Source organism: Actinokineospora sp., assembly GCF_050699995.1.
In the GTDB taxonomy this organism is placed as follows: Bacteria; Actinomycetota; Actinomycetes; order Mycobacteriales; family Pseudonocardiaceae; genus Actinokineospora.
In genome coordinates this window covers 1-15510 of the sequence record NZ_JBOHGC010000350.1, presented here as the reverse complement: position 1 = coordinate 15510, position 15510 = coordinate 1, and the positions used below count along the sequence as shown (strand labels likewise).

Below are 15510 nucleotides of genomic sequence, written 5' to 3'. Positions count from 1 at the left end.
CGAGCAGCAGCGGGTGTGGGCGCGCAGCCCCAACCGGCGGATCGTGCTGGCCACCAACGTGGCGGAGACCAGCCTCACCGTGCCCGGCATCAAGTACGTGGTGGACACCGGCGTGGCCCGGATCTCCCGGTACAGCCATCGCACCAAGGTCCAGCACCTGCCGATCGAGCCGGTGTCGCAGGCCTCGGCGAACCAGCGCAAGGGCCGCTGCGGCCGCACCAGCGACGGCATCTGCATCCGCCTGTTCAGCGAGGACGACTTCCTCGCCCGCCCCGAGTTCACCGACCCGGAGATCCTGCGCACCAACCTGGCGTCGGTCATCCTGCAGATGAGTGCCGCCGACCTCGGCGAGATGGCGGACTTCCCGTTCATCGAGCCGCCGGACAAGCGGCACATTGCCGACGGCGTCAACCTGCTGCACGAGCTCGGCGCGATCAACCCGGCGGAGACCGACTCCCGCAAGCGGCTGACCCCGCTGGGCCGCAAGCTCGCCCAGCTCCCGGTCGACCCGCGGCTGGCGCGCATGGTGATCGAGGCGGACAAGGCGGGCTGCGTCAGCGAGGTCATGGTGATCGCCGCCGCACTATCCATTCAGGACCCGCGCGAGCGTCCACAGGAGAAACAGCAGGCCGCGCAGCAGATGCACGCCCGGTTCGCTGACCCGGACTCGGATTTCATGACCTACCTCGCGCTCTGGGACCACCTGCGCGAGCAGCAGAAAGACATGTCGGGCAACCGGTTCCGCAGGCTGTGCAAGGCGGAGTTCCTGAACTACCTGCGGGTCCGTGAGTGGCAGGACATCCACAGCCAGCTGCGCCAGGTCGTCCGCCAGCTCGGCATCACCCCCAACGACACCAGGGCCGAGCCGCGCGACGTCCACATGGCACTGTTGTCGGGTCTGTTGTCCCACATCGGTTTCCGGGACCCGGCGGCCAAGGACGGCAAGGAGTACGTCGGCGCGCGCAACGCCCGGTTCGCGATCTTCCCCGGCTCGACGCTGGCGAGGAAGCCGCCGCGCTGGGTGATGGCCGCCGAACTGGTGGAGACTTCCCGACTGTGGGGCCGGATCGCGGCGCGCATCGAGCCGGAGTGGGTCGAGCCGATGGCCGAGCACCTGGTGAAGCGCACCTACAGCGAGCCGCACTGGGAAGCGAAGCAGGGCTCGGTCGTGGCGATGGAGAAGGTCACCCTGTTCGGGCTGCCGATCGTGGTGTCCCGCAAGGTCCACTACGGCCGGATCGACCCGGAGATGTCGCGGGACCTGTTCATCCGCAATGCCTTGGTCGAGGGCGACTGGCAGACCCGGCACCACTTCTTCCACGACAACCGCAAACTGCTCGCCGAGGTCGAGGAGCTCGAACACCGGGCCCGCCGCCGCGACATCATGGTCGACGAGGAGACGCTGTTCGCCTTCTACGACCAGCGAATCCCGGCCGAGGTCGTGTCCGGGCGGCACTTCGACACGTGGTGGAAGAAGACCCGGCACGACCAGCCGCACCTGTTGACGTACTCGAAGTCCATGCTGGTCAACGAGTCGGCGAAGGACGTCACCGAGCAGGCGTTCCCGGACACCCTCCAGCAGCACGGCCTGGCGCTGCCGCTGACCTACCGCTTCGAGCCGGGCCGGGCGGACGACGGCGTCACCGCGAAGGTTCCGATCGCGGTCCTCAACCAACTCCACGGCGACGGCTTCTCCTTGCAGGTCCCCGGCCTGCGCGAGGAGGTCGTCACCGCGCTGATCCGCTCGCTGCCCAAGCCGCTGCGCCGCAACTTCGTGCCCGTCCCGGACTTCGCCAAGGCCGTCGTCGCCCGCCTGGGCGCCGAGGAGGAGTCGCTGCCGGAGGCGGTCGGCCGGGAGCTGCGCAAGCTGACCGGCGTCACCATCCCGCGCGACGCCTGGCAGATCGAGGCCGTCCCCGCCCACCTGCGGACCACGTTCCAGGTCGTCGACGGTGAGAAGACCCTGGCCACGGGCAAAGACCTGGTCGCGCTGAAAGACCAGCTCAAGTCCCGGCTGCGCCAGTCCCTCGCGGCCGCGTCGGTCGACCTGGAGCGGCGCGGGCTGACCGTGTGGACGATCGGCACCCTGCCCAAGGTCCAGCGGACCGAGCAGAACGGCCTGGTCGTCACCGCCTACCCGGCGCTCATCGACGAGGGCGACACCGTGGCGGTGCGGATGCTCGACACCGAGACCGACCAGCGGCACGCCATGTGGCTGGGCACCCGGCGGCTGGTGCTGCTGGGCGTGCCCTCACCGGTCAAGCAGGTCGTGCGCACCCTGTCCAACCAGGCGAAACTCGCCCTGTCGCACAACCCGCACGGCGGCGTCCCCGCCCTGCTCGCCGACTGCGTCGACTGCGCCGCCGACCACCTGATCGCCTCCGGCGGCGGCCCGGGCTGGGACGAGGCGGGCTTCGCGAAGCTGCGCGAGCACGTCCGCGTCGGCCTGATCGGCACCACCCTCGACGTCCTCGACGGCGCCCGCAAGGTCGTCATCGCGTGGACCGACGTGCAGGCCCGGCTGGCCCGCACCGCCGGGCCGATCTTCGTCGAGGCCATGGCCGATATCCGCGAACAGCTCGCCGGGCTGATCTACCCCGGCTTCATCACCGCCACGGGCCTGTCCCGGCTGTCCGATGTGGAGCGCTACCTGCGCGGCATCGAACGCAGGCTGGACAAGCTCCCCGAGCGCCCGGACCGCGATACCTCCTGGATGCATCAGGTCCAGGACCTCGAGGACGCCTACCACGAGGCGCTCAACCAGCTCCGCCCCGCGGCGCGGGACTCGGCGAAGGCCCGCGAGGTGCAGTGGATGATCGAGGAACTGCGGGTCAGCTATTTCGCGCAGATGCTCGGCGCCGCGGGCCCGATTTCCGACAAACGGATTCTCAAGACCGTCCAGCAGCTCATTCCATAGCGGCTGACCGGCGAAAACACACTCGGTCGGCCTCTTGTGCATTCACCACAAGAGGGTGAATCTGAAGAACACGTATCTGGAGCCTTGGTCCGCGCCTCTGCCATGTGGGGACGGAGGTGACCGGCGTGGCGGGCGAATATGCCGATCTTGAGTTCGGCCTGGTGTACGACAAAGAGCAGGACGCCTTCGACGTGAGCCTGCGGTACACCGGCGTGGACACAGTGGACTGGCCGGAGCACCCGGCCGACCTGTTGCGGATCGACCTGCCCGCCCTCGCCGACCTCGTCGACGACGACGACGCCTACGCCGAGGCGCTGTCCCGGATGGTGTTCGGGAACTCCGAGATCGCCCGCTTCTACGAGAAGGCGATGGCCGCCGCGCACACCGCGGCCGTCCATGTCCGGTTGCACGTGGACGGTCCGGCGCGGTTCCACGCGGTCCGCTGGGAGCTGCTGCGCGACCCGGTGTCCAACCACCCGATCGCCACGAACTCGACCGTCCTGTTCTCCCGCTACCTCTCCAGCGCCGACTGGCGCCCGGTCCCGGTGCGCAAGGCGAGCGAGCAGGTCGCGCTCGTCGTGGTGGCCGCGCCGAACGACCTGGGGGAGTACGCCCCGGGTGGCCGTGAACTCGCGCCGGTCGACCTCACCGGCGAGCGCGACCGGGCCCGCGAGGCGCTGACGGGGTACCGCACGGAGGTCATCGGCGGGGGCGGAGCCGCGTCGCTGGCCGCGATCACCGCCCGCCTGCAGGACCGCGACGACCCGATCGACGTGCTCTACCTGGTCGCCCACGGCACCCTCACCGAGGACGTGCCGCTGCTTTTCCTGGAGGCCGCCGACGGCAAGGCGGACCCGGTGGACGCGCGCAGGCTCGTCGAGTCGTTCCAGCACCTGGAGACCAAGCCGATGCTGGCGGTGCTCATGTCGTGCCGCTCGGCGGGGACCGCGACCGCGTCCGACGACGGCGGCGCCCTGGCCGGGTTGGGGCCGCGGCTGGCGGGCGCCGGGATCGCCGCGGTCATCGCGATGCAGGGCGACGTCACCATGACCACCGCGCAGACCTTCGCGGAGAAGTTCTTCGCCGAGTTCGCCGACGACGGCGTGGTCGACCGGGCCGTCGCCATTGCCCGCGCCGCGGTCCGGGACCGGCCCGACTGGTGGGTGCCGGTGCTGTTCTCCCGCCTGCGGTCGGGCCGCACCTACTACCGCACCGAGGTCGGCCGCGAGACGTGGAGTTCGCTGGCGCTGATGATGCGGACCGGCCGGTTCACCCCGGTCCTGGGGCCTGGATTCGCCGACGGGATCGTCGGGTCGCGGGTGGAGATCGCCCGCCGGTGGGCGCGCCGCTGGCAGATGCCGATCGCGCCGTCCGGGAAGGGCAACTTCGCCCAGGTCGCCCAGTACCTGCGGGTCGGCCGCTCACCCGGCGAGGTCCGCGCGTTCCTCCTCGACTACCTGATGAGCGACCTGCGCGAGAAGCGCCGCCGGGGCAAGCACGACCTGATCGCCGAGGTCCCGCAGCACCTCCTTGAAGGCAACGACCCCGAGCCCGTGATCCTGGAACTGGGCAGGCTGCTGCGTGAACGCGACCCGGACGAGCCGTACCGCGCGGCCGCGTCGCTGCCGGTGAAGGTCTACGTCACCACTGGATGGACCGACCTGCTGCAGCAGGCGCTGCGCGCGAACGAACAACCCAAGGACCCGGTCACGCTGTGCTTCCCGTGGAACGACACGGTCGAGCAGGTCGACCCGCACACACTGCAGCCGCCGACCGTCGCGAAGCCGTGGGTCTACCACCTGTTCGGCAGGCTCGACAATCCCGACTCCGTCGTGCTGACCGAGGACGACCACTTCGAGTGGCTCACCGCGTGGATCGAGCAGCGGCCCTCGATCCCGCCCGCGGTGTCGGCGTCGCTGATGAAGAACTCCCTGATGTTCCTGGGTTACCGGCTCGACGACTGGGACTTCCGGGTGGTGTTCCAGGGCATCAAGAGCTTCGGCGGCAGCTCCCGGCTGCGTGCCAACACCCACGTCGGGGTGCAGGTGCGCCCGGAGAGCCAGACCATCGAACCCGAGGCCGCCCAGCGCTACCTGGAGTCGTACTTCGGCGAGGACCGGGTCAGCCTGTTCTGGTCGGCCACCAAGGACTTCCTGCGCGACCTGCGCGCCAACGCCGGGGACGGCGGGCCATGAGCGCCGACACCGCGCCGATCGTGCTGCCCGCGGAGAACCCGTACGTCGGGCCGCGCGCGTTCCGCCGCGACGAGCACCTGCCGAACCGCCAGCACGTCGCGCGCGAGCTCGCCGACCTGATCATCGCCGAGCGGGTCGTGTTGCTGCACGCGCCGTCCGGGGCGGGCAAGACGTCGCTGATCCAGGCCGCCGTCGCGCGCATGCTGCGCTCCGACGGCTTCATGCCGACCACCGCGGCGCGGGTCGACAAGCCCACGCCCGCGCGCGGCAACCGGTACGTGCACAGCGCCGGCGTGGACCTGCTCGGCGCCGAGACACCCGGGCTCGACGACCTCACCGTCGGGGAGATCGTCGAGCGCCTGGAGCCGCCGCTGCTCGAGGGCACCGCCCGCGTCCTGGTGATCGACCAGCTCGAGGAGATCCTCACGCTGGACCCGACCGACCGCGACGCCAAGGAGGAGTTCTTCCGCCAGCTCGGCGCGGCGCTCGCCGACGGCACCCTGTTCGCGCTGTTGGCGGTGCGCGAGGACTACCTGGGCGGGCTGGACCGCTTCCTGCGGTTCCTGCCGGGCAGGCTGCGGGCGCGCTTCCGGCTCGACTTCCTCGACCACGACGAGGCCCTCGCCGCCGTGCGCAGGCCCGCCGCCGAACAGCGCGTGTCCTTTGTGGATGAGGCGGCGGAGAAGCTGGTCGATCGGCTCGCCCGGGCCAGGGTCGACCGACCGGGCGGCGCCGACCACTGGCTGCGATCCCCTTACGTGGAGCCATTCCAGCTGCAGGTCGTGTGCCGAACCCTGTGGCGGATCACCGCCGCGCACTGCGAGAACTTCCACGAGATCGGCACCGGCGACGTCGAGCGCGTCGACATCGACCGGGCGCTGAGCCGCTACTACGGCAACGCCCTCGCTGAGCTGGAGCGCCGGCTGGGCGTCGACCAGCGGGTGGTGCGCGAGTGGTTCGAGGACGAACTGATCACCGCGCGCCGGTTCCGGGCGCAGACGACCGACCCGCCGGTGCCAGGCGACCTCGGCGTGCGCGTGTTGGACGCCCTGGAGGACGCGTACCTGATCCGGGCGGACACCCGCGCGGGCACGACCTGGTACGAACTGGCCCACGACCGGCTGATCACCGCGGTCATCGACGCCAACCAGGCGTGGCGGCACGCGACTCTCGAACCGTGGCAGGCGGCGGCCTACGACTGGCACCGCAACCATCGGCAGAGCGCGTTCCTGCTCACCGGCGACGCTTTGCGGCTGGCCCCGCATCCCGCGGTCGGGATGGCGGAGGTGGAACGGGAGTTCCTGCTCCGCTCCTTCGACGAGGCCGGGCTCGCCGACGCGCGCGGCACCACCAACCGGCTCGCGCTCCTGGCCGCGGCCGAGGCCGTGGTGATCGTGGTGCTCGCGGTGCTGCTGGTCGTGTTGACATGACGGACCTGCCGGTCAACGGCGTCGACGCGGACACCGGCGGGTACCTGTTCGCGGCGGACACCGTCGAGGACCTGGCGGCGCTCGCCCGCGGCGAGAGCCCGGCGGAGCGGCACGTCCGCGCGCTGCGCAAGCGCGACCAGGCGCGGGAGCCGACGTTCGGCACCCAGTACGGCTTCGACCCGCAGGACCTGGCCTCTGTGGGCTGGGCGGTGGTCACCACCCCGGACAGCCCCGTGCTCGGCGCGCTTCGGCCGCTGCTGGACCTGCGCCGCACTCAGGCGGGGCCGCTCTACCGGGAACTGGTCGTCGAGCCGGGGGACGACGACGCCGCGTTCCTGCGCCGCTATGGGGCCGGGCCTGGGCCCGCCGAGCCCACCAGGGTGCCGTACTACCTGCTCCTGGCCGGGGACCCGGCCGACCTGCCGTTCAGCCTGCAGTACCAACTCGACGTCCAGTACGCCGTCGGCAGGCTGCACTTCGACACACTCGACGACTACGCCCGCTACGCCGAGGCCGTGGCCACGGCCGAAGAGGCGCCGCTCGACCCGCCGGGCATCCACCTGTTCGGCGTGCGCAACCCCGACGACCGGGCCACCACCCTGAGCGCGTCGAAGCTGATCGAGCCGCTGCGGGCGGAACTCACCGGCCACGGGCTCAGCCTCGGCACCGACGTCGCCGAGCAGGCCACCAAGACCCGGCTGTCCACGCTGCTCACCGAGCCGCACCCCGGCCGTGTCCTGTTCAGCGCGTCCCACGGCGTCGGCACCGCCAGACCGGACATGCGCGAGATCCAGGGCGCCCTGCTGTGCCAGGACTGGCCGGGCCCGATGGCGGTGGCGCCCCTGACCGCCGACCAGTACTTCGCCGGCGCCGACGTCCCCGCGACGCTGACACCGGACGTGGTGTTCTCCTTCGCCTGCTACGGCGCGGGCACACCCGCCGCGGCCGACTTCGGCGGCGGCCACGACGCGGGTCGGGCGTTCGTGGCCCGGTTGCCGCAGCGGCTGCTCGCGGCCGGGGTGCTCGGGTTCGTGGGGCACGTGGACCGGGTGTGGAGCTGCTCGTTCCTGTGGAAGGGCGTCGACCCGCAGATCGCCACCATGGCCAGCACCCTGCGCGCCCTGCTGGCGGGACAGCGTCTCGGGGCCGCGATGGAGTACCTCAACCAGCGCTACGCCGCCATCGCCACCGAGTTGGTCACCCGCCTCGACGCCTTGCGCAGACTCGGCCGCAAGATCGACGACGAGACCCTGGCCGCCCTTTGGACGGCCAACAACGACGCGCGGAATTACATTGTTCTCGGAGACCCAGCGGTCCGACTGGGTGCCGGGAAGGGACCATGATCACCGTCGAAGCGCACGGCGACCTCGCAGTCCTGCGGCTCGACCACGGCAAGGTCAACGCCCTCGACCTCGAACTGTGCGAGGCCATCAGCCGCACGGTGAGCAGCCTCGTCGCCGACGGCCTGATCATCACCGGTGCGGGCCAAGCCTTCAGTGCGGGCGTAGACCTTCGCCGAGTCGTGGAGGGCGGAGCGAACTACGTCGCCGATTTCCTGCCTGCCCTGAGCAAGGCATTCCTGGCCATCTTCGACTGTCCACGCCCAGTCATCGCCGCCGTCGGCGGGGCCGCGATCGCAGGCGGCTGCGTGATCGCCGCCGCAGCGGACTACCGAATCATGTCGGCAGGCCGAATAGGACTCACCGAACTCCTGGTCGGCGTCCCCTTCCCTGTGGCAGCCCTGGAAATAGTCCGCCACGCGGTCGGCCACCACGCCCAACGCCTGATCAACACCGGCGCGCTACTGGACGCCCCGACGGCGCAGTCGGTCGGCCTGATCGACGAGGTGGTCGAACCAGACGACCTACTGGATCGAGCCCTGACCCGCGCCACCGCACTGTCACGCATCCCACCGGCAGCCTTCGCCATGACAAAGCGACAACTGCACAGGCCCGCCCGCAGCCGAATAGAGGCAACCAGGGGAGTGGACGACCCAAAGGTCACGGCACTGTGGCAGTCGCCCAAGGCCTTGTCCAACATCGCCGACTACCTGGAAACCCTGCGCCAGTCGCGAGTCCAGCATTCAGGTGGCCGGTGGATTCGACGCGCCGATTGAGCCGCCGGAGTCAGGGCTTGGCCATGTGCAACCGAACAACAGTCCCAACAGTGGTTGACCGAATCCGAACAAGATCACAGAGTTGATTCGCCAACCACACCCCACGCCCCCCAGGAACCGAAGGTGTGGGCACGATCCGCCCCACCAACGGGTCCGTGATCTGACCCCCGTCACTGACCTCACACACCACGGCGTCCTCTTCGTCCCACACCCGAAGAGTCCCGCGTTCCCCACCATGGCAGATGCTGTTGGTGACGATCTCGTTCGTCGCCAGCGTCAGGTCCAGAGCCCGAGCCCGAGGCAACCCGAACCCGCTCGCCCGAATGGTGACCAGGTCTCGAAGCTCAGGAAGGTCGTCCAGGTTGAAGTGAGCGACATCGGACACCCTCTCCGGCGCGGGAAGGTCGGCGGCGAACTCGGTGTCGGCCAGTTTCGGGTCGAACCGGTCGCTCGGCCTGCGCTGGTCGCCCTCGATGACGATCGGGTGGCTGTGTTCGGCGTCGGCGAGGAACGCCGGGTCGGTGGGGCACAGCAGGCGTAGGTCGGTGTCCTCGAAGGCGACGTTGACCAGCGCCTCGTGCAGCCGGGTCTCGGCGGTTTCCTCCTCGGTGCGGCCCGGCCAGGTGTGCTCGGTGACCGCCCACGCGGGCCGGTCACCCGCGTCGGCGATCAGCGACCGCAAGGTGGGGATGATGCGGGCCGGGTTGCGCCCGACCTCGGTCATGTCGAGGAACCGCACGTGGTCGGCGTCGGCGCCGAGGGCCTCGCGGAGGCTTTCGATCACGCCGGGGCGGACCAGCGCGAACACGGCCTCGCCCGCGGCGACACCTTCGCGGAGGAAGGCGCTCGCGCCCTCGACGTAGCCGGCCTCATCGCGGTACACGAGAGCCTCGTGTGCGAAACCGGGTGCGCTCATGCGGTCGTCATCTCCCCCAGGATGCTCCGGCGTTCACGCCAGAGACGAAGCGGATTCCGGAGGGTCACGGCCCGGGCGTGCCTCGGCCTATCTGGTCTCAACTCTGTCTCCGAGTTTTGTCGGTCGTGGCCGATAGGTTGATCGGCATGTCCCGTTTCCGTCTTCAGCCGACGCCCGTTCAGGAGCTTGCGTTGTTGGAGCATTGTGGGCATGCGCGGTTCGTCTGGAATCTTGCGGTGGAGCAGCACTCGCACTGGCAGCCGGGGCGCACGGCGGCGCCCGGCTACACCGAGCAGTGCCGCCAGTTGACGCAGGCGCGGGCGGAGAACCCGTGGTTGGCTGCTGGGTCGGTGGTCGTGCAGCAGCAGGGGTTGAAGGATTTCGCCCAAGCGTTGGCGAACTTCTTCGGCCGGACCCACCGGCGGCCGACCTGGCGCAAGCGCGGCCGGTGCGAGGGGTTCCGGATCGTGGCGGTCAGGCCCGGCGACGTGCGTCGAGTGTCCCGCAAGGTCGGTGAGGTGCGGGTGCCCAAGGTGGGTTGGGTGCGGTTCCGCTGGTCGCGCGCCGTTGCGGACGGTGTGAAGTCCTATCGGGTCACTCGTGATCGGGCTGGGCGTTGGCATGTGGCGTTCGCCGTGCCGCCCGAGCCCATCGCGGCGCCGGGTACGGGTGCGGTGGTGGGCGTGGATCGCGGTGTCGTGGTGGCGGCGGCGTTGTCCACCGGAGAACTGCTGAACGCGCCCACCCTGCGTGCAACTGAGAAGGCTCGGTTGCAGCGGCTGCAACGCAAGCTCGCCCGGGCCCAACGCGGCTCCGTCCGGCGCGGGAAGGTCAAGACAGCGATCGCGAGGCTCAAGGCGCGGGAAACGGATCGGCGTAAGGATTGGGTGGAGAAGATCAGCACCCGCCTGGCCGGGGGGTTCGATGTGATCGGCGTCGAAGATCTCAAGATCGCCGCCATGACCCGGTCGGCGAAGGGCAGCCTGGATGCGCCGGGCCGGGGTGTTCGACAGAAGGCGGGCTTGAACCGGGGCATTCTTACTAACGGGTGGGGCCTGTTGGTGACGCGTTTGGAGCAGAAGGCTCCGGGGCGGGTGGTGAAGGTCGATCCGAGGTTCACGAGTCAGCGTTGTTCGGCGTGTGGGGTCGTTGATCGGGAGGCGCGCGAGAGCCAAGCGGCCTTCCGGTGTCGGTCTTGCGGTTTCGCTTGCAACGCTGATGTGAACGCGGCGCTGAATGTTCGTTTCGCGGCAGGGCATGCCGTGGCTGCACGGGGAGGCCCGCCGTTGGGTGGGCCGGTGAACCGTGAACCTCAACGCGACCTCCTCCTTGTGCGGTAGTCGCCGTTGGAATCCCCGCCTCAGGCGGGGAGGTTGCCAAGTCCTCCGGGCCGGTCATGCGGGCGTTGTCCTGTCTCCCAGGACGCGACGGGCGCACGCTAGTTGCCCGTCCCGCCAGGCATTGCGAAAGGGTACTCGCGGCGGGCTCGGGCGGCGAGGCATGGCCGCGGGCGCGACACTGGGCGTCGACGTGAAGGAGAGAGACGCCGGTGACGGACTTCGACGGCCTGCGCGCCCTGTTCATCAACTGCACCCTCAAGCGCTCACCCGAGCTCAGCCACACCCAGGGACTGGTCGACGCCAGCGCCGGGATCATGTCCACCAACGGGGTGTCGGTCGACCAGTTCCGGGCGGTCGATCACGACATCGCCACCGGGGTCTACCCGGACATGACCGAGCACGGCTGGGACAGCGACGAGTGGCCCGCCCTGACCGAGCGGGTGATGGCCGCCGACATCCTGGTCATCGCCGGGCCGATCTGGCTCGGCGACAACAGCTCGGTCACCAAGCGGGTCATCGAGCGCCTCTACGCCCTGTCCGGTGTGCTCAACGACGTGGGCCAGTACGCCTACTACGGCCGGGTCGCGGGGGCGCTGATCACCGGCAACGAGGACGGGATCAAGCACTGCGCGCAGAACATCCTCTACAGCCTGCAGCACGTCGGCTACGCGATCCCGCCGCAGGCCGACGCGGGCTGGATCGGTGAGGCGGGTCCCGGGCCTTCCTATTTGGACAAGGGTTCCGGCGGCCCGGAGAACGACTTCACCAACCGCAACACCACGTTCATGACGTGGAACCTCATGCACCTCGCCCGAATGCTCCGCGACGCGGGCGGCTTCCCCGCGCAGGGCAACCAGCGCGCCAAGTGGGACGCGGGCGCCCGCTTCGACTTCCACAATCCCGAGTACCGCTAGGTGGTCAGCTCCCGCCCGTCATGACATGTTTGACAGCATGGTCATCTCGTTGGCGGCTTCGCCGAAGAAGCACCGGGTCAGCCTGGACGACTGGCTGATGCTGCTGCTGGCGGTGTTCGCCGTGGGCATGCTGGCCTACCGGACGTTCTGGAAGCCCGCCCCCGACGTCGCCACCCTCATCACCCGGATCGACTGGGCGCTGTGCGGGGTGTTCGCCGTGGAGTTCCTCTGGCGGTGGCGGTCGGCGGGCTTCACCCGGCGGTTCCTGTGGGTCAACTGGTACGACGTGATCGGCATGATCCCCGTGTCGCACCTGGCCTTCCGCGCGTTCCGGCTGCTACGGGTGTGGCGGATCGCGGTGATCATGACCCGGCTGCACATGCCGGTGGACCGCTCGGTCAGCGAGGAACTCGCCCACCGCGCGATGGGGCGCTTCGGCGGCCTGCTCATCGACGTGGTCAAGAAGCCGCTCACCGTGGCCGTGCTCGAAGAGGTCGTCTCGGTCCTGCGCACCGGCCACTACGCGCGCAACATCGCGGGCGCGCTGGAGGAGAACCGGACCGAGATCCGGGAGATGGTGCTGGAGAAGCTCAAACACGACCGGCAGGTGGGCAGGCTGCGGGTGCTGCCGTTCCACGACGAGATCGTCGGCGCGGTCACCGACGCGACCCTGCGGGTGGTGCTGGAGATGCTCGCCGACCCGCGGACCGACGAGCTGATCTCGGACATGCTGCGCGAGAACATCGAGCAGATCCGCCAAGCCGTCCGCGCGGGCGCCCACAAGGACCTGCCCGAGTTCGCCCCCGCGGACGCCCCGAGACGCGCCTACTGAATGTCCTCGTCCGGGTCGGGGATCTGGAACGCGGCGATCTGCGGCTCGACGAAGTCCACACCGGAGATCTCCTGCACGGCGTCGAGTGCGTCGAGCGGCATCGAGCCGGTGATGGTGCCCACCGGCTCGATGACCTGCTCGACGTCCATCCCGGCCCGGCGGAGTTCGGCCACGACCTCCTCGACCCGGGACAGCCCGGCGTCGTCGAGGGTGACCAGCACCCGCTCGATCGGTTCGTCGATATCGTTCATGGTGCCTGCACCAGCCCCGATCCCACGTCGGTCGACGGAAGAGGCAGCCTACGCGCGATCTGCGAGAGCCGCGCCCACAGTTCCCACGACCGTGCCCCCGTCGCCTGGGCGATGAGCGCCGCCACGCCCGCGACGTGCGGGGTGGCCATGCTGGTGCCGCTGATCCTGTTGTGCCCCAGCGGAGCGGGCCACGACGAGTGCACGTCCACGCCCGGCCCGACGATGTCGACCTGGCCGATCTCGTCGACGGTGCCGCACGAGAACCACGCCATCGCCATGTTCACGTCCACCGCGCCGACCGCCATGATCGACGGGCAGTTCGCCGGGTGGCCGACCGGGTTGATCCGCCCGTTCTGCCGCCGCGACTCGTTGCCCGCGGCCGCGATGATCAGCGTTCCCTGCGCCATCGCGCGGTTCGCGGCGCTCTCGTAGGTGCGGGAGTACGGGTCGCCAGGGCGGGTGGCGGCGCCCAGCGACATCGACACGATCGGGCAGCCGTTGGTGATCGCCCACGCGATGCCGGCGAGGATGCCGCCGTCGGTGCCGGACCCGCGGTTGCTCAGCACCTTGCCCGCGAAGATCTCCGACTTGTAGGCCATGCCGTAGCCGGGCCCCTCCGCCGGGTCGCGCGGACCGCACGCGGTGCCGATGCAGTGGGTGCCGTGGCCGTGGCCGTCCTGCACGTCCTCGCCCTGGATGAACGAGCTGGTCGTGACCGACCGCCCGGCGAAGTCGGGGTGGTTGACGTCGAAGCCGGTGTCGAGCACGGCCACCCGGATGCCCTCGCCGGTCGCCTGGCTCAGCTGCGCGCGCACCGCCTGCGTGCCCCAGGTGAACTGGCTCTCGTCGACGGCCAGGGGCTCCTCGGCGGTGGGCTGCGCGCTGATCGCGTACACCCGCCGCTCCGCCTCGACCAGCGACAGCGGACCCGGCTCGTGCACCGCGCGGTCCAGCGCGGCGAGTTGGTCGGGGTCGGCGTTGACGATGGCGATGCCGAGTTCCCGCAGCACCAATCCGTCGGCGCCCTGGAAGTCGACGTCGGCGTCCTCCAGATCGGCGTTGCTGGCGGCGCGGATTCCCGCCACGTCGCCCATCTGCTGAGTGCCCGCGTCGACCGCGTGGTCCTCCATCAGCACCAGATAGCGTCCAGTCGTGCCGCCCTGCGGCGTGTCCTGCGGATCGGTCATGGTCCGGCCCCTCTCCCAGCGTGCTCCCACCTGATTGTGTGATCGGCTCCCCTCAAGGTTATGTAACACAGGTCACACGATCGGCCGCGTGCGTCGTCCACACACTGAATTCACCCGGTCGCCGAAGCGGGTGCGATTAATGTTCGTGTCATGCAGACCTGGCAATCCCACCCGGTGCCGCGGGTGCCCGGCACGCCGCGCCCGCTTCGGCTCCACGACACCAGCGCGGGCGAGATCCGCCTGACCACCCCGGGGCCGACCGCGACCATGTACGTCTGCGGGATCACCCCGTACGACGCGACGCACCTCGGGCACGCGGCGACCTACCTCGCGTTCGACCTGGTCCACCGCGTGTGGCTGGACAACGGCCACCAGGTGCACTACGTCCAGAACGTCACCGACATCGACGACCCCCTCCTGGAGCGCGCCACGCGCGACCAGGACGACTGGGTCGTGCTGGGGATGCGGGAGACGGCGCTGTTCCGCGAGGACATGACCGCGCTGCGGGTGCTGCCGCCGCGCGAGTACATCGGGGCGGTCGAGGCCATTCCCGAGGTCGTCGAGGCGGTGGCCAAACTCCTGGCCAACGGCGCGGCCTACCACGCCGCCGACGACGAGTACCCCGACATCTACTTCGACCACCAGGCCAGTGGCCAGTTCGGCGCCGAGTCGCGCTACGACGAGGCGACCATGGCGAAGTACTTCGCCGAGCGCGGGGGAGACCCGGACCGCAAGGGCAAGCGCCACCCCCTCGACGCCCTGCTGTGGCGGGTCGCGCGTCCCGGCGAGCCGAGCTGGGACAGCGAACTCGGCGCGGGCAGGCCCGGCTGGCACATCGAGTGCAGCGCCATCGCCCTCAACCGGCTCGGCATGGGCTTCGACCTGCAGGGCGGTGGGTCGGACCTGATCTTCCCGCACCACGAGCTCAGCGCGGCCCACGCCGAGGCCCTGACCGGCCGACACCCGTTCGCCCAGCACTACGGCCACGCGGCGATGATCGGCCTCGACGGCGAGAAGATGTCGAAGTCGCGGGGCAACCTCGTGTTCGTCTCGCGCCTGCGCGCCGACCACGTCGACTCGATGGCCGTGCGGCTGGGCCTGTTGTCCGGGCACTACCGCACCGACCGCGCGTGGACCCAGGACGTCCTCGACGAGGCCGTCGCCCGCGTCGGCCGCTGGCGGTCGGCGGTCCAGGCGGCCAAGGGGGTCGACGCGGCGCCGCTGATCGCCGAGATCCGCGAACACCTGTCGAACGACCTCGACGCCCCGGCCGCCATTGCCGCCATCGACGCGTGGGCGGAGCGGACCCGGCTGGGTGAGGGGACGAGCGAGAGCGCCCCCGCCGAAGCCGCGGTGGCGATCGACGCCCTGCTGGGCATCGCCCTCTAGCCAGGTGGCGGACTCACTCGGCG

At 70.2% G+C, this 15510-nt stretch carries 12 protein-coding genes; 9 read left to right on the top strand and 3 right to left on the bottom strand.

Annotated elements, in window-relative coordinates:
* From hrpA to ACRDSQ_RS17230, 5 genes are all read left to right on the top strand, one after another.
* A partial coding sequence (gene hrpA / locus ACRDSQ_RS17250) for an ATP-dependent RNA helicase HrpA (RefSeq protein ID WP_431422395.1) occupies nt 1–2917 on the top strand: 2917 nt, incomplete at its 5' end.
* Nucleotides 2918–3042: 125 nt separating this feature from the next.
* Nucleotides 3043–5112: a CHAT domain-containing protein gene (locus ACRDSQ_RS17245; RefSeq protein ID WP_431422394.1), complete on the top strand. Its 2070-nt coding sequence runs from the start codon at nt 3043–3045 to the stop codon at nt 5110–5112.
* Nucleotides 5109–6542 (top strand): AAA family ATPase, encoded by a 1434-nt coding sequence (locus ACRDSQ_RS17240; RefSeq protein ID WP_431422391.1) that lies wholly within the window; start codon nt 5109–5111, stop codon nt 6540–6542. The genes ACRDSQ_RS17245 and ACRDSQ_RS17240 overlap by 4 nt, the downstream gene beginning before the upstream one ends.
* Nucleotides 6539–7885: a hypothetical protein gene (locus ACRDSQ_RS17235; protein ID WP_431422388.1), complete on the top strand. Its 1347-nt coding sequence runs from the start codon at nt 6539–6541 to the stop codon at nt 7883–7885. Before ACRDSQ_RS17240 ends, ACRDSQ_RS17235 begins: the two co-directional genes overlap by 4 nt.
* The gene (locus ACRDSQ_RS17230; RefSeq protein ID WP_431422386.1) at nt 7882–8658 is read left to right on the top strand and encodes an enoyl-CoA hydratase/isomerase family protein; all 777 of its coding nucleotides are present in this window, start codon (nt 7882–7884) and stop codon (nt 8656–8658) included. Before ACRDSQ_RS17235 ends, ACRDSQ_RS17230 begins: the two co-directional genes overlap by 4 nt.
* 10 nt (nt 8659–8668) lie before the next feature.
* Here ACRDSQ_RS17230 and ACRDSQ_RS17225 read toward each other — a convergent pair whose 3' ends face one another.
* Nucleotides 8669–9574, bottom strand: coding sequence for an anti-sigma factor RsbA family regulatory protein (locus ACRDSQ_RS17225; protein WP_431422384.1), 906 nt, complete (start codon nt 9572–9574; stop codon nt 8669–8671).
* Here ACRDSQ_RS17225 and ACRDSQ_RS17220 point away from each other — a divergent pair.
* The 3 genes from ACRDSQ_RS17220 (at nt 9553) to ACRDSQ_RS17210 (ending at nt 12660) form a co-directional block, all read left to right on the top strand.
* Nucleotides 9553–10914: an RNA-guided endonuclease InsQ/TnpB family protein gene (locus tag ACRDSQ_RS17220; protein ID WP_431422382.1), complete on the top strand. Its 1362-nt coding sequence runs from the start codon at nt 9553–9555 to the stop codon at nt 10912–10914. The two genes, ACRDSQ_RS17225 and ACRDSQ_RS17220, sit on opposite strands and share 22 nt — an antisense overlap.
* 209 nt (nt 10915–11123) lie before the next feature.
* Entirely contained in the window at nt 11124–11828 is a 705-nt protein-coding gene (locus tag ACRDSQ_RS17215; RefSeq protein ID WP_431422379.1) for a flavodoxin family protein, read from the top strand.
* Nucleotides 11829–11865: 37 nt separating this feature from the next.
* Nucleotides 11866–12660, top strand: a complete 795-nt coding sequence (locus ACRDSQ_RS17210) for an ion transporter (RefSeq protein ID WP_431422377.1) — start codon at nt 11866–11868, stop codon at nt 12658–12660.
* Here the strand turns inward: ACRDSQ_RS17210 and ACRDSQ_RS17205 are convergent.
* Together ACRDSQ_RS17205 and ACRDSQ_RS17200 are read right to left on the bottom strand one after the other, a co-directional pair.
* Nucleotides 12654–12911: a hypothetical protein gene (locus ACRDSQ_RS17205; RefSeq protein WP_431422375.1), complete on the bottom strand. Its 258-nt coding sequence runs from the start codon at nt 12909–12911 to the stop codon at nt 12654–12656. The genes ACRDSQ_RS17210 and ACRDSQ_RS17205 overlap by 7 nt on opposite strands.
* Nucleotides 12908–14098, bottom strand: a complete 1191-nt coding sequence (locus tag ACRDSQ_RS17200) for a S8 family peptidase (RefSeq protein ID WP_431422373.1) — start codon at nt 14096–14098, stop codon at nt 12908–12910. Before ACRDSQ_RS17200 ends, ACRDSQ_RS17205 begins: the two co-directional genes overlap by 4 nt.
* A gap of 150 nt (nt 14099–14248) precedes the next feature.
* Between ACRDSQ_RS17200 and mshC the strand changes: the two genes are divergently transcribed.
* Nucleotides 14249–15487 (top strand): cysteine--1-D-myo-inosityl 2-amino-2-deoxy-alpha-D-glucopyranoside ligase, encoded by a 1239-nt coding sequence (gene mshC, locus ACRDSQ_RS17195; protein ID WP_431422370.1) that lies wholly within the window; start codon nt 14249–14251, stop codon nt 15485–15487.
* The last annotated feature ends 23 nt before the right edge of the window (nt 15488–15510 follow it).

What these genes read in the sequence shown, in the direction of transcription:
- ACRDSQ_RS17235 (WP_431422388.1), top strand. Translation starts at nt 6,539, where the DNA reads ATGACGGACCTGCCGGTCAACGGCGTCGACGCGGACACCGGCGGGTAC.
- ACRDSQ_RS17210 (WP_431422377.1), top strand. Translation starts at nt 11,866, where the DNA reads ATGGTCATCTCGTTGGCGGCTTCGCCGAAGAAGCACCGGGTCAGCCTG.
- ACRDSQ_RS17200 (WP_431422373.1), bottom strand. Translation starts at nt 14,098, where the DNA reads ATGACCGATCCGCAGGACACGCCGCAGGGCGGCACGACTGGACGCTAT.
- ACRDSQ_RS17205 (WP_431422375.1), bottom strand. Translation starts at nt 12,911, where the DNA reads ATGAACGATATCGACGAACCGATCGAGCGGGTGCTGGTCACCCTCGAC.
- mshC (WP_431422370.1), top strand. Translation starts at nt 14,249, where the DNA reads ATGCAGACCTGGCAATCCCACCCGGTGCCGCGGGTGCCCGGCACGCCG.
- ACRDSQ_RS17225 (WP_431422384.1), bottom strand. Translation starts at nt 9,574, where the DNA reads ATGAGCGCACCCGGTTTCGCACACGAGGCTCTCGTGTACCGCGATGAG.
- ACRDSQ_RS17240 (WP_431422391.1), top strand. Translation starts at nt 5,109, where the DNA reads ATGAGCGCCGACACCGCGCCGATCGTGCTGCCCGCGGAGAACCCGTAC.
- ACRDSQ_RS17230 (WP_431422386.1), top strand. Translation starts at nt 7,882, where the DNA reads ATGATCACCGTCGAAGCGCACGGCGACCTCGCAGTCCTGCGGCTCGAC.